The sequence below is a fragment of the Pseudomonas sp. B21-056 genome (assembly GCF_026016325.1).
In the GTDB taxonomy this organism is placed as follows: domain Bacteria; phylum Pseudomonadota; class Gammaproteobacteria; order Pseudomonadales; family Pseudomonadaceae; genus Aquipseudomonas.
The window spans coordinates 536,844-550,121 of record NZ_CP087203.1 but is presented as its reverse complement, the minus strand read 5'-3'; the positions used below and the strand labels follow the sequence as shown (position 1 = coordinate 550,121).

Here is a 13,278-nt window from a genome sequence, read left to right as displayed (position 1 = left end):
GCCGGATTCACCCCGGATAACTGTGGGAGCCGGGCTTGCCCGCGATGGCGGCGGCACAGCCAACACCCATGCAAGCTGACCCGCCGCTATCGCGAGCAGGCTCGCTCCCACAGGGGATTTGTGTTTCAGGCGCAGATACCGGATTCACCCGGATCAGTGTGGGAGCGAGCCTGCTCGCGATGGCGTCCTGCCAGACACCTGAGCACTTGCCCGATCAACTCTCGGCAATCAACCAGTCCATCTGCCACCCACCCTGGGTCTGCCCGAGCTTTTTCGACAGCCACGGCAACAGCTCACGCAACTCCTCTTCCAGCCCCCATGGCGGATTGGCAATCGCCAGGCCGGAGCCGTTCAGGCTGTCGGGCGTGGCAAGCGGGTGCACCAGCAACTCCACTCGCAACAGCTTGGGCGCGCCCGTGCCGGCCAGGTCCTGGTAGAAGCGACGCAGCATCCGCTGATCCTTCACCGGGTACCAGATCGCTGCCACCGTCTGACGCATCCGCCCAATGGCCTCCTTGAGAGAGGCGGCGCAGCGCTGCATTTCGTCGAGCTTCTCGAAGGGCGGATCGATCAGCATCAAGCCGCGCTTTTCCGCCACCGGCAGCAAGGCACGAGGCACATGCCAACCTTCGCCCAGATGCACCGCGACGCGGCGGTCGCCCTTCATGTTGTCCTTGAGCAACACACCGTCTTCAGGGTGCTTTTCATTGAGCAGGACCCGATCCTGCGAACGCGTCAGGCGCCGCGCCAGCTCCGGTGAGCCCGGGTAATAGCGCAACTGTCCGTCCGGGTTCATCTCGTGCAGCACGTTCATGTAGTCGGCGGTCAGCGGCGGCAGATCGTCCTGCCCCCATAAGCGTGCGATGCCTTCCAGGTATTCACCGGTACGATTGGCCTGGTCGCCCTGCAAGTCATACAACCCGATGCCCGCATGGGTATCGAGGTAGGCGAAGGGCTGCTCCTTGCGCGCCATCAGCGCGATAAGGCGGGTCAGGGTCAGGTGTTTGAACACATCGGCGTGATTACCGGCGTGGAAGGCGTGGCGATAGTTCATGGCGGCTCCTGCGAAGGGCGACGAGTTTACCTCGAAGCGCGTCGAACGTCAGGGTCCACAGCCGAGCGGACGCAGCCGCCGCTCAGCCGAGTTCTTGCAGCAAGTACCCATGCAACAGCGCCTTGGGATCATGGAGCGGCCCATGCGTCCCAAGAAAATTGACGATCTTGCACCGCAGGATGCGCTCATCGACCCGCTCGGACAGGTACGGATGCTCTTCCCCCAGCCACCTGAGCAGGTTATCCAGCAGGCAGTCCGTCGTGCCGCCAGCCAGTTCTTTCAATAGTGCAGCGGGCACCTCCCACCAGGGAAAAGTCCGTGGCGGCCGCTGAGCATTTCCCCCGACCTCCAGGGCTCGACCGTTGATCAGGTAACGGCTGATGACCGGCAGCAACTGCCCTGCCTCGACTTCGTCGGACTGCAGGATGGGTTGCACGAAACGCCCATCCCAAAAACGGAAAAAACTCGACTTGCCGCCAGGCAACAGCACCTGGGTGAGCCCACGCAAATGTTCGACGAGAACTTCCTGGCCGACCGAAGACACCGCCAACCAACCCCAATCGAGCGAGTCGGTCGTCGCGATCCATTGAAGAAACTCACTGTCTACCGCGACCACGCCGACATAAGGCATGACGGGCTCCCAGTCAGCGTAAGGCGTATCGGCCCAGATCGGCCTGGGCACCAGTCCCATCGAGCGCCGCCAGGCCGTCAACGGCCTGGCGCTGCTGGCGTTGCCGAAAATGGCGAAGAGCTGCTCGGATGCTTGCAACGGATGCTGCCGAAGCCAGGCATGGGGCGACAGATCCGTACTCATGGACGCTCCTGAATATCAGTGGGTTTGGAAAACATGGGCAACGGCGAACAGACGCCGTCCTTGCACCGCTCACACTCTTCGCAGAACGGCGCCGGACCTTGCAGGCTGAGGATTTGCGCCAACGACAGTGGAGCGGTCACTGCGGCGACCAGCTTCTCGGCGTTACCCGGCGAGCCCGGCGCCGCGCGGGTGGCTGCCATCGGCGCGCCACCGACTTCGATCGGCACGCTGCTGAAAATGCCCCCGGCGCCGATGCTGATCCAATGCCCGCCGGCCTGGATGGTCGCACTGGCGCCGCCATCCAGCACGATCTGCTGGCCGGCGCTGACATGGAAATGCTGGCTGGCACTGAAAGCCTGGCTGGTCACGCGGATGTGCCGTTCGCCACTCACTATCAGATGGTCGTCCTGCCTGACTTCGACCTGGCGCCGCCCATGGGTGACACGCAGCTCTTCGGCCTTGAGTTCATGCCGCGCGGTGCCGGCAACGACAATGCTGCGCTCATGATCGACCTGCACGCGCTGGTCATGGAGCACATGCTGGGTCCAGTTTCGCTGGGCCCGCAGGTAGATTTCCTCGGCCCCCTTGCGATCCTCGATGCGCAACTCGTTGTAACCGCCCCCGCCGGGGCTGCTCTGGCTGCGCAATAAGCTGCGGGTCTTGTCCGCCGGCAGGTCCAGCGGCAACGGGTTGGCACCATTGGGCAAGCAACCCACCACCAGGGGCTTATCCACGTCGCCATCCATGAAACCCACCAGGACTTCCATGCCGACCCGGGGAATCATCACACTGCCATAGCGATCATGGGCCCAGCCGGTCGCTACCCGCAGCCAGCAACTGGAATGCTCGTCACCCTTGCCGTCGCGGTCCCAGATCAGTTGCACCTTGACCCGTCCGAACTCATCGCAATGAATTTCGCTGTCGACAGGCCCGGTCACCACCGCAGGCTGAAAACCGTGGGCCGGAGGTTTCTCATGCTGCAGCGGCGGACGAAAGAAAACCTCCCATGGCGTCGCAAGAAAGGTATTGCTGTAGCCTTGGAACTCATCCGCGCTGTCCGTGACTGTGTCCTCCAGCACTTGCGGCTGGCGACCACGGTGGGTGATCTGCGTCAGGAGCCAGAGGTCATTCCACTGCGCACGCGGGTGCCCGTTGATTTGCATGAAGTGCCCGCTGACGAGGGCGCTTTGATCGCTGCGAGCCTCGGCCAGACGGAAATCGGCACCATGACGTTCCAGGGCGCGCCGGGTCAGGTGCCGTCCATGATCGCGTTCCGAAAAAAGACCAGGGTAACGATAGTCTTCCAGCACGGGTTTCTGCTGGCTGTCGAGGCTGGTATGCAAGGACAGGCCAGGGTTGCGGAAATTGTAGTCGCACAGCGTCACAACGCTGGTCCGGGTCTGGAGCCGGACCGCCAGCCGCTTGATCGCCGGCTCCCCAGCGGCCATGCCACTGCCCGGCAGATACAGCGTCGACTCGGGCAAGCGCGGGAACACCGTCTGGTCGTCACCGAAGACCAGCAGGTGGCCGTCGGGACTGTGACGAAAGTGGTAATGAATACCGACCTCGGCACAGATCCGCTCGATGAAGGCCAGGTCACTTTCACCGTATTGCACGCAGTATTCCCGCTCGGGGTATTGCCCGCCGAGGCTGAACTGAAACGCATCGCCTTGGATGCCATGGTCTTTCAAGACCTGTGCAATGATCGACGGCACGCTCAAGTGCTGGAAAATCCGCCGGTTGATACGGTGATGCAGGTACGCCAGGCGCGGCACCAGGCTGATCTGGTAGCGGGTCAGGCGTTTTCCCGAATCGCCTTGGGCTACGCTGTAGACCTGGCCGTGGATGCCATGCCCCTGCTGATCGAAAGCCAGGTAGGCCTGGCGATGCAGCAGCGTTTCCAACGCCAGGTCCGGGCGCTCACTCACCAGTTCCAGGTCAAAGCGATAGGGTTGGCTGATGGCTTCCTGGCCTGTGAACTCAAGCACCTTGAGCTCATTCGGCGCGCTGTCGAGCGTCAGGGTGAAACGCGGTTGGTTGGCAGGCGCGAACATCCGATGTATCTCAGCAGAATGAAAGGCGGGGGATTCTGCATGAGCCGCACGGAGAGTTGATGGGACGTCATGAAAAACAGATTTCCCTTACAAGCAGCAAGATAAAAACCACAAAAACGCGCTGCATTTTCCGATAGACACTTTCTGCGTCGCCGCCAGCCGTCGCACGAATGAATCAGCGCTTTCTTACACCATGACGGCCCTCGGTACTTCACGGTGGCGTGATACCGTTCTTTCGTCGCAAAAAGCAAAGGATGCCCCCATGACGACTCGCTACGCAAAAATCGCAATGACCTTGGCACTCGCCGCATTCGCCTTCCTGACCGTGTTCAACAACGTCACGGACTACCGCTCCAATTTCAACTTCGTCCAGCATGTGCTGAGCATGGACACCACCTTCCCGGACAACGCCGCCCGTTATCGCGCCATCGTCCAGCCCTGGATGTGGCATGGCGCCTATTGGCTGATCATCCTCGGCGAAGCGATCACAGCCGGATTACTGGGCTATGGCGCCCTGGAGTTGTGGTTGGCACGCCGGGCTGAAAGCAGGGTTTTCGCGCAAGCCAAACGCTGGGTGATCGCCGGCCTGACGGTGGGATTCTTCGTCTGGTTCTTTGGTTTCATGGTCATTGGTGGCGAATGGTTTCTGATGTGGCAATCAGAGGTCTGGAACGGCCAGGATGCGGCGTTCAGGTTCTACATGGCGCTGCTGGGTGTGCTGATATTTCTCAATCAGCCTGATGCGGATCCGAGCTGACCCACCGCTATCGCGAGCAGGCTCGCACACAGGGTGGCGGTGTTCTCGGGAAATCGGGCATAAAAAACGGCCCGTCTCCATTGGCGACGGGCCGTTTTTTTGTACAACCTTCAGCGAGCCATCAAGGCCTCGCCGACAGGGCTTACTGGTTCAGGCGGAAATCTTTTTCGGCCGCTTCGAAGCGCTGCACCATACCGGCGGTAGGCGTGCCCATCTTGCTGACGAAGTAGATGGCCAGGCTGGCGAAGATGAAGCCCGGGATGATTTCGTACAGGCCCAGCAGTTCGAAATGCTTCCAGACGATCACGGTGACCGCGCCGACCAGGATACCGGCCAGTGCGCCGTTACGGGTCATACCTTTCCAGACCACGGAGATCAGGACAACAGGCCCGAAAGCGGCACCGAAACCGGCCCAGGCGTAACTCACCAGGCCCAGCACGCGGTTCTCCGGGTTGGCGGCCATGGCGATGGCGATCAATGCCACCAGCAGCACCATGGCGCGGCCGACCCAGACCAGCTCCAGTTGGGAAGCACTCTTGCGCAGGAAGGTCTTGTAGAAGTCTTCGGTCAGCGCGCTGGAGCACACCAGCAACTGGCAGCTCAGGGTGCTCATCACGGCGGCCAGGATGGCCGACAGCAGTACACCGGCGATCCATGGGTTGAACAGCAGCTTCGCCAGTTCGATAAACACACGCTCATGGTTCTCGGTCACGGGACCGGCCACTTCCGGGTGGGCCGAGAAGTAGGCGATACCGAAGAAGCCGACAGCCACGGTACCGCCCAGGCACAGGATCATCCAGGTCATGGAGATGCGACGGGCATTGGCGATGGATTTGACCGAGTCAGCCGCCATGAAGCGCGCCAGGATGTGTGGCTGGCCGAAGTAGCCCAAGCCCCAACCCATCAGCGAGATGATGCCGATGAAGGTGGTGTTCTTCAGCATGTCGAACGAGGTCGGGTCTTTCGCCTCGATGGCCAGGAACGTGGTGTCCACGCCGCCGGTGGCCAGCAGCACGATGATCGGTGTCAGGATCAGCGCAAAGATCATCAGGGTGGCTTGTACCGTATCGGTCCAGCTCACGGCCAGGAAACCGCCCACGAAGGTGTAGGCAATGGTCGCTGCAGCACCGGCCCACAGCGCGGTCTCGTAGGACATGCCGAAGGTGCTTTCGAACAGACGGGCGCCGGCCACGATGCCCGAAGCGCAGTAGATGGTGAAGAACACCAGGATCACCACCGCAGAGATGATCCGCAGCACGCCGCTTTTGTCTTCGAAACGGCTGGAGAAGTAGTCCGGCAGCGTCAGTGCATCGCCGTTATGCTCGGTCTGTACCCGCAGGCGACCGGCCACGAACAGCCAGTTCAGGTAGGCACCGACGATCAGGCCGATGGCGATCCAGCTTTCCGAGAGGCCAGACATATAGATGGCACCGGGCAAGCCCATCAACAACCAGCCACTCATGTCCGAGGCACCGGCGGACAATGCGGTCACGACGCTGCCCAGGCTACGACCGCCCAGGATGTAATCGGAAAGGTTGTTGGTGGAGCGGTAAGCCATCAGGCCGATCAGGACCATGGCTGCGATGTAGATCACGAAGGTGATCAGGGTGGGATTACTAACACTCATGAGTTACGCCCTGGCTTTGTTTTTATGTAGCGGTGGCAGTTGCAAGCGTCGACAGCAGGTGGCGACGATTTGCAGGCCCGCAAATGTATGACTGATGTTTCCCCAGGAAAGCCATCAGCCGATGCCCCGGTTTGGAACCGGTTGCACCTTGGCCACGAATCCTATTCAACAAACGAAATAAGGTGCAACCTGTTTCGCTCGAATCAGTTGCACCTGATCGGTTTTCTCAAAAAAAACCTGCTTTTTGCTCCTTTTTAGTGCAGTCAACTGCCTCTCGCTAGAAGCCAAAGCACTAAGGCAGTGCGAGATAGACGTGCTGGCGATTTATTCCGGATGAGCTACCTGATATTTCGTCAAAAAAAGGGTTGCACCCGGTTGCACCTCAATCAGCTCGCAGCTAATCTTGCCCGCAGCTGATGCCACGCCGTACGTGGTAAACATGAGGATAAAAATATGGCTACCACCACCCTTGGGGTCAAACTCGATGACCCGACCCGCGAACGCCTCAAGGCGGCCGCAACCTCGATTGATCGCACGCCTCACTGGCTGATCAAACAGGCAATTTTCAATTACCTGGAAAAACTCGAGGGTGGTGCAACCCTGACCGAGCTGAACGGCTCGGTCCGCGCCGATGGCGATGACGCTGGCGATGTCCAGGCCGACCACGCCCACCAGTGCTTCCTGGAATTTGCCGAGAGCATCCTGCCGCAATCGGTGCTGCGCGCCTCCATCACCGCCGCTTACCGCCGCCCCGAGCCGGAAGTGGTGCCGATGCTGATCGAACAGGCGCGCCTGCCGGCCGAAATGGCCGAGGCCACCAACAAGCTGGCGGCGTCGATTGCGGAAAAACTGCGCAACCAGAAGAGTGCCGGCGGACGTGCCGGTATTGTCCAAGGTCTGTTGCAGGAGTTCTCCCTGTCGTCCCAGGAAGGCGTGGCGCTGATGTGCCTGGCCGAAGCACTGCTGCGCATCCCGGACAAAGGCACACGTGATGCGCTGATCCGCGACAAGATCAGCACCGGCAACTGGCAACCGCACCTGGGCAACAGCCCGTCGCTGTTCGTCAATGCCGCGACCTGGGGCCTGCTGCTGACCGGCAAACTGGTCGCCACCCACAACGAAGCCGGCCTGACTTCGTCCCTGAGCCGTATCATTGGCAAAAGCGGCGAGCCGATGATCCGCAAGGGTGTCGACATGGCCATGCGCCTGATGGGCGAGCAGTTCGTCACCGGCGAAACCATCGCCGAAGCCCTGGCCAACGCCAGCAAATTCGAGTCCAAGGGTTTCCGCTATTCCTACGACATGTTGGGTGAAGCCGCGCTCACCGAACACGACGCCCAGAAGTACCTGGCTTCGTATGAGCAAGCCATCCATTCGATCGGCAAGGCCTCCCATGGCCGTGGGATCTATGAAGGCCCGGGCATTTCCATCAAGCTGTCGGCCCTGCATCCGCGCTACAGCCGCGCCCAGTACGAACGCGTCATGGACGAGTTGTACCCGCGCCTGCTGTCGCTGACCCTGCTGGCCAAGCAGTACGACATCGGCTTGAACATCGACGCCGAGGAAGCCGACCGTCTCGAACTGTCCCTGGACCTGCTGGAGCGCCTGTGCTTCGAGCCGAAGCTGACCGGCTGGAACGGCATCGGCTTCGTCATCCAGGCGTACCAGAAGCGCTGCCCGTATGTGATCGACTACGTCATCGACCTGGCCCGCCGCAGCCGCCACCGCCTGATGATCCGCCTGGTAAAAGGCGCCTACTGGGACAGCGAGATCAAGCGCGCCCAGGTCGAAGGCCTGGAAGGCTATCCGGTGTATACCCGCAAGGTGTACACCGACGTTTCCTACATCGCTTGCGCGCGCAAGCTGCTGTCGGTACCGGAAGTCATCTACCCGCAGTTCGCCACGCACAACGCCCACACGCTGTCGGCCATTTACCACATCGCCGGTCAGAACTATTACCCGGGCCAGTATGAGTTCCAGTGCCTGCACGGCATGGGCGAACCGCTGTACGAACAGGTTGTAGGCAAGGTTTCCGAAGGCAAGCTGAACCGTCCGTGCCGCGTGTACGCTCCGGTCGGTACCCACGAGACACTGCTGGCCTACCTGGTTCGTCGCCTGCTGGAAAACGGCGCCAACACCTCGTTCGTCAACCGCATCGCCGACCAGTCGATTTCGATTCAGGAACTGGTGGCCGACCCGGTTGCCAGCATCGAGCAGATGGCAACCCTGGAAGGTGGTTTCGGCCTGCCGCACCCGCGCATTCCCCTGCCGCGTGACCTGTACGGCAGCGAACGCGCCAACTCCAGCGGCATCGACATGGCCAACGAACATCGCCTGGCTTCGCTGTCCTGCGCCCTGCTGGCAACCGCTCACAACGAATGGAAAGCCGCGCCGATCCTTGGTTGCGCCGCCAGCGAAGAAACGCCGGCACAGGTTTTGAACCCGTCCGATCATCGCGACGTGGTTGGCCAAGTGCAGGAAGCCACGGTCACCGACGTCGACAACGCCATCCAGTGCGCCCTCAACGCCGCGCCGATCTGGCAAGCCACGCCACCGGCCGAGCGCGCGGCGATTCTCGAGCGTGCCGCCGACCTGATGGAAGGCGAGATCCAGCCACTGATGGGCCTGCTGGCCCGCGAAGCCGGCAAGACCTTCGCCAACGCCATCGCCGAGGTCCGTGAAGCAGTGGACTTCCTGCGCTACTACGCAGTGCAGGCGCGCAACGATTTCAGCAACGATGCCCACCGCCCGCTGGGCCCGGTGGTCTGCATCAGCCCATGGAACTTCCCCCTGGCGATCTTCAGCGGCCAGGTCGCTGCCGCGTTGGCCGCCGGTAATCCGGTACTGGCCAAACCTGCCGAGCAGACCCCATTGGTGGCGGCCCAGGCCGTGCGCCTGATGCTCGAAGCCGGTATTCCGGAAGGTGTTCTGCAACTGCTGCCGGGTCGCGGCGAAACCGTCGGTGCCCGCCTGGTGGGTGACGAGCGGGTCAAGGGTGTGATGTTCACCGGTTCCACTGAAGTCGCCCGCCTGCTGCAACGCAACATCGCCGGTCGCCTGGACAACCAGGGTCGTCCGATCCCGCTGATCGCCGAAACCGGCGGCCAGAACGCCATGATCGTCGACTCCTCGGCCCTGACCGAACAAGTGGTGATCGACGTGGTGTCGTCGGCCTTCGACAGCGCCGGTCAGCGTTGCTCGGCCTTGCGGGTCCTGTGCTTGCAGGAAGATTCCGCAGACCGTGTCATCGAAATGCTCAAGGGCGCCATGGCTGAATCGCGCCTCGGTAACCCTGAGCGCCTGTCCGTCGACATCGGCCCGGTGATCGATGCCGAAGCCAAGGCCGGCATCGAGAAGCACATCCAGGCCATGCGCGACAAAGGTCGCACCGTGTACCAGATGGCAATCGCCGACAGTGACGAGTGCAAGCGCGGCACGTTCGTGATGCCGACCCTCATCGAACTGGAAAGCTTCGATGAGCTGCAACGCGAGATCTTTGGCCCGGTGCTGCACGTGGTGCGCTACAAGCGCAAGGAACTGGACCAGTTGATCAGCCAGATCAATGCCTCCGGCTATGGCCTGACCCTGGGCGTGCACACCCGCATCGACGAAACCATCGCCAAGGTGATCGACAACGTCCATGCCGGTAACGTCTACGTGAACCGCAACATTGTCGGTGCCGTGGTTGGTGTCCAGCCGTTCGGTGGCGAAGGCCTGTCGGGCACCGGTCCGAAAGCCGGCGGTCCGCTGTACCTGTACCGTTTGCTGTCGACACGTCCTACCGATGCGATCCAGCAGTCCTTCGTGCGTGGCGATGCCGTCAGCGCACCGGACATGCGTTTGCGTGAAGCCATGAGCAAACCGCTGACCGCCCTGCAAGCCTGGGCCGACAGCCAGAAGCTCGCCGAACTGAGCGCCCTGTGCGTGCAGTTCGCGGCCCAGTCGCAAAGCGGCATCACCCGCCAACTGACCGGCCCGACCGGCGAACGCAACAGCTACGCCATCCTGCCACGCGAACACGTGCTGTGCCTGGCCGACGTGGAAGGCGACCTGCTGACGCAACTGGCGGCCGTACTGGCCGTGGGCGGCTCGGCCGTGTGGCCGGAAACCGATACGAGCAAGGCCTTGTTCGCACGCTTGCCGAAGGACATTCAGGCGCGCATCCAGCGGGTTTCCGACTGGACCAAGGACGATGTGGTGTACGACGCGGTCCTGCATCACGGCGACTCGGATCAACTGCGCAGCGTTTGTCAGCAAGTGGCCAAGCGTGCCGGCGCCATCGTCGGGGTCCATGGTCTATCCCAGGGCGAAACCGGCATCGCACTGGAGCGCCTGGTGATCGAGCGGGCGTTGAGCGTCAACACCGCTGCGGCGGGTGGTAACGCCAGCCTGATGACCATCGGCTAACGCCATAGGCTGGGTGGCCGCAATGACCGCCCAGCCTGCACAGCCTTTGTGGGAGCGAGCCTGCTCGCGATAGCGGAGTCACACCCAAAGCAGATGTGACTGACAGACCGTCATCGCGAGCAGGCTCGCTCCCACATGGGATTAGTGTTGCCCTCGCCCCTCCATCACTGTCATCAATCATCCTGTTCAACCTCTATTCCCGGTTCTAGACTCGGCCCCATTCCAAAGAAAGGTAGGCCGCCATGTCCGAGACGCTGCTCAGTTCCCGCAATCTGGCTTTCGAGCTGTATGAAGTCCTCGATGCCGAGGGCCTGACCCAGCGCGAGCGGTTCGCCGAGCACAATCGCGAGACCTTCGATGCGGCCATCGGTACGGCCCGCAACATCGCCGAAAAGTACTTCGCGCCCCACAACCGCAAGAACGATGAAAACGAACCGCGCTACGAAGACGGCCAGGCCATCCTGATTCCAGAGGTGAAACCCGCCGTAGACGCCTTCCTGGAGGCCGGTTTCCTCAACGCCGCACGCAGTTTCGAGGCGGGCGGCATGCAACTGCCGACGCTGCTGTCCCAGGCCTGCTTCGCACATTTTCAATCGGCCAACGCCGCATCGACCTCCTACCCGTTCCTGACCATGGGCGCAGCGAACCTGATCGAAAGCTTTGGCGACGAGGCGCAGAAACGCCGCTTCCTGCAGCCGATGATCGAGGGTCGCTTCTTCGGCACCATGGCCCTGACCGAGCCCCATGCGGGTTCTTCGTTGTCGGATATTCGTACGCGTGCAGAACCGGCGTCCGACGGCACTTATCGACTCAAGGGCAACAAGATCTTCATCTCCGGTGGCGATCACCCACTGTCGGAAAACATCGTGCACATGGTCCTGGCAAAACTGCCGGACGCACCGCCGGGCGTTAAGGGCATCTCGCTGTTTATCGTGCCCAAGTTCCTGGTCAACGACGACGGCAGCCTCGGCCGGCGTAACGACGTGCTCCTGGCCGGGTTGTTCCACAAGATGGGCTGGCGCGGGACGACTTCCACGGCGCTGAACTTCGGTGACAACGGTGAATGTGTCGGTTACCTCGTGGGAAAACCGCACCACGGGTTGAGCTACATGTTCCAGATGATGAACGAAGCGCGGATCGGTGTCGGCATGGGCGCGGTGATGCTGGGTTATGCCGGCTACCTGTACTCCCTCGAATACGCCCGCGAACGCCCGCAGGGCCGGGTGCCCGACAGCAAGGATCCGACCACCGCGCCCGTGGCAATCATCCAGCACGCCGACGTGCGTCGCATGTTGCTGACCCAGAAAGCTTACGTTGAAGGCTCGTTTGACCTGGGCCTGTACGCGGCGCGGTTGTTCGATGACACCACCACCCTTGAAAGCGAGGCCGAGCGCAGGCGCGCCCATGAGCTGCTGGATTTACTGACCCCGATCGTCAAATCCTGGCCCTCGGAGTTCTGCCTGAAGGCCAACGAACTGGCGATCCAGATACTTGGCGGGCACGGCTACACCCGCGAGTACCCGGTCGAGCAGTATTACCGCGACAACCGTCTGAACCCGATTCACGAAGGTACCCACGGCATCCAGTCCCTGGACCTGCTGGGGCGCAAACTGGCGCAGAACGGCGCCGCCGGGCTCAAGCAGTTGATCCGCCTGGTGGCCGACACCACCGAACGCGCCCAGGCGCATGCATCATTGACGCCCCTGCGTCAGCCGCTGGAAGCCTTGGTGGCACGGCTGCAATCGGTCACCCTTGGGCTGCTGACCGACCTGGCCCAAGGCAAGGTCAACAGCAGCCTCGCCAACTCGGCGCTGTACCTCAAGGTGTTTGGGCATATGGTGATTGGCTGGCGTTGGCTGGAGCAGGCGATCCGTGCCGAGGAAGGCCTGGCCAGGGGTAATGCAGCCGATAGCGACTTCTATAACGGCAAGTTGCAGGCGGCGCGGTATTTCCTGACGTGGGAAGTGCCCGGTTGTCATCATGAGCTGGCGCTGCTCGAGGCTCGGGATGACACTTGTCTGGAGATGCGGGATGAGTGGTTCTGAGGCGGATCGGCCTATCTGTTATGGACTAAGTACATATCCATTGCTGCGGTAACGGCCACTTAGGGTTCCGCCCTGACGGCGGCTCACTTTTGAACAGCGCAAAAGTAAGCAAAACGCTTTAGCCCCACCACTCGGTGCCTCGCCTAGGCTCGGCATGCCCTCACTCCGGCATTGCTCCGTGGGCCCGCCGCGAAGGGCCATCCATGGCCCAGCGCGGCTATCCCGGCATCCATGCCGGGATGCCCACTACGCAATACCTGCGTTCGGCCAGCGTGGTTAACGGGGCGCCGAGATCAACGTCCACCGCGAGGCGGCCTTACAGCCGGCCTGACTCTTTCGGGTATACGCCACTCCCATTGTGGGAGCGAGCTTGCTCGCGAAGGCGGCCTGACAGCCGCCCTATCTCCCCCGGTTGTACTTCATCCCCCTGTGGGAGCGAGCCTGCTCGCGATGGCGGCCTGACAGCCGCCCTATCTCCCCGGTTGTACTTCATCCCCCTGTGGGAGCGAGCCTGCTCGCG

7 protein-coding genes are annotated in these 13,278 nt (G+C 61.9%); 3 read left to right on the top strand and 4 right to left on the bottom strand.

Annotation, left to right across the window (positions count from 1 at the left end; genetic code table 11):
- Nucleotides 1-214: 214 nt before the first annotated feature.
- From LOY67_RS02400 to LOY67_RS02390, 3 genes are all read right to left on the bottom strand, one after another.
- A complete protein-coding gene (locus tag LOY67_RS02400) occupies nucleotides 215-1,054 on the bottom strand; it encodes a 23S rRNA (adenine(2030)-N(6))-methyltransferase RlmJ (protein WP_265065785.1) in 840 nt (279 codons plus the stop codon).
- An 82-nt stretch (nucleotides 1,055-1,136) separates the two neighbouring features.
- Complete coding sequence (locus tag LOY67_RS02395; RefSeq protein ID WP_265065784.1) at nucleotides 1,137-1,868, bottom strand: DUF4123 domain-containing protein; 732 nt, start codon at nucleotides 1,866-1,868, stop codon at nucleotides 1,137-1,139.
- Nucleotides 1,865-3,922 (bottom strand): type VI secretion system tip protein VgrG, encoded by a 2,058-nt coding sequence (locus tag LOY67_RS02390; protein ID WP_265065783.1) that lies wholly within the window; start codon nucleotides 3,920-3,922, stop codon nucleotides 1,865-1,867. The genes LOY67_RS02395 and LOY67_RS02390 overlap by 4 nt, the downstream gene beginning before the upstream one ends.
- A 262-nt stretch (nucleotides 3,923-4,184) precedes the next feature.
- On the opposite strand from LOY67_RS02390, the gene LOY67_RS02385 reads away from it, so the two are divergent.
- Nucleotides 4,185-4,679 carry a DUF2165 family protein gene (locus tag LOY67_RS02385; RefSeq protein ID WP_265065782.1) on the top strand — a complete coding sequence of 165 codons (495 nt, stop codon included), beginning with the start codon at nucleotides 4,185-4,187 and terminating at the stop codon, nucleotides 4,677-4,679.
- 142 nt (nucleotides 4,680-4,821) lie between these two features.
- Here the strand turns inward: LOY67_RS02385 and putP are convergent, their stop codons facing one another.
- Nucleotides 4,822-6,306: a sodium/proline symporter PutP gene (putP, locus tag LOY67_RS02380; protein WP_265065781.1), complete on the bottom strand. Its 1,485-nt coding sequence runs from the start codon at nucleotides 6,304-6,306 to the stop codon at nucleotides 4,822-4,824.
- A 453-nt stretch (nucleotides 6,307-6,759) separates the two neighbouring features.
- On the opposite strand from putP, the gene putA reads away from it, so the two are divergent.
- Together putA and LOY67_RS02370 are read left to right on the top strand one after the other, a co-directional pair.
- Nucleotides 6,760-10,713 carry a trifunctional transcriptional regulator/proline dehydrogenase/L-glutamate gamma-semialdehyde dehydrogenase gene (gene putA, locus LOY67_RS02375; protein WP_265065780.1) on the top strand — a complete coding sequence of 1,318 codons (3,954 nt, stop codon included), beginning with the start codon at nucleotides 6,760-6,762 and terminating at the stop codon, nucleotides 10,711-10,713.
- A 242-nt stretch (nucleotides 10,714-10,955) separates the two neighbouring features.
- Nucleotides 10,956-12,758 (top strand): acyl-CoA dehydrogenase, encoded by a 1,803-nt coding sequence (locus LOY67_RS02370; protein ID WP_265065779.1) that lies wholly within the window; start codon nucleotides 10,956-10,958, stop codon nucleotides 12,756-12,758.
- Nucleotides 12,759-13,278 lie beyond the last annotated feature (520 nt).

Coding starts and splice junctions, on each gene's coding strand:
- LOY67_RS02385 (WP_265065782.1), top strand. CDS start 4,185: ATGACGACTCGCTACGCAAAAATCGCAATGACCTTGGCACTCGCCGCA.
- LOY67_RS02370 (WP_265065779.1), top strand. CDS start 10,956: ATGTCCGAGACGCTGCTCAGTTCCCGCAATCTGGCTTTCGAGCTGTAT.
- LOY67_RS02390 (WP_265065783.1), bottom strand. CDS start 3,922: ATGTTCGCGCCTGCCAACCAACCGCGTTTCACCCTGACGCTCGACAGC.
- LOY67_RS02395 (WP_265065784.1), bottom strand. CDS start 1,868: ATGAGTACGGATCTGTCGCCCCATGCCTGGCTTCGGCAGCATCCGTTG.
- putA (WP_265065780.1), top strand. CDS start 6,760: ATGGCTACCACCACCCTTGGGGTCAAACTCGATGACCCGACCCGCGAA.
- LOY67_RS02400 (WP_265065785.1), bottom strand. CDS start 1,054: ATGAACTATCGCCACGCCTTCCACGCCGGTAATCACGCCGATGTGTTC.
- putP (WP_265065781.1), bottom strand. CDS start 6,306: ATGAGTGTTAGTAATCCCACCCTGATCACCTTCGTGATCTACATCGCA.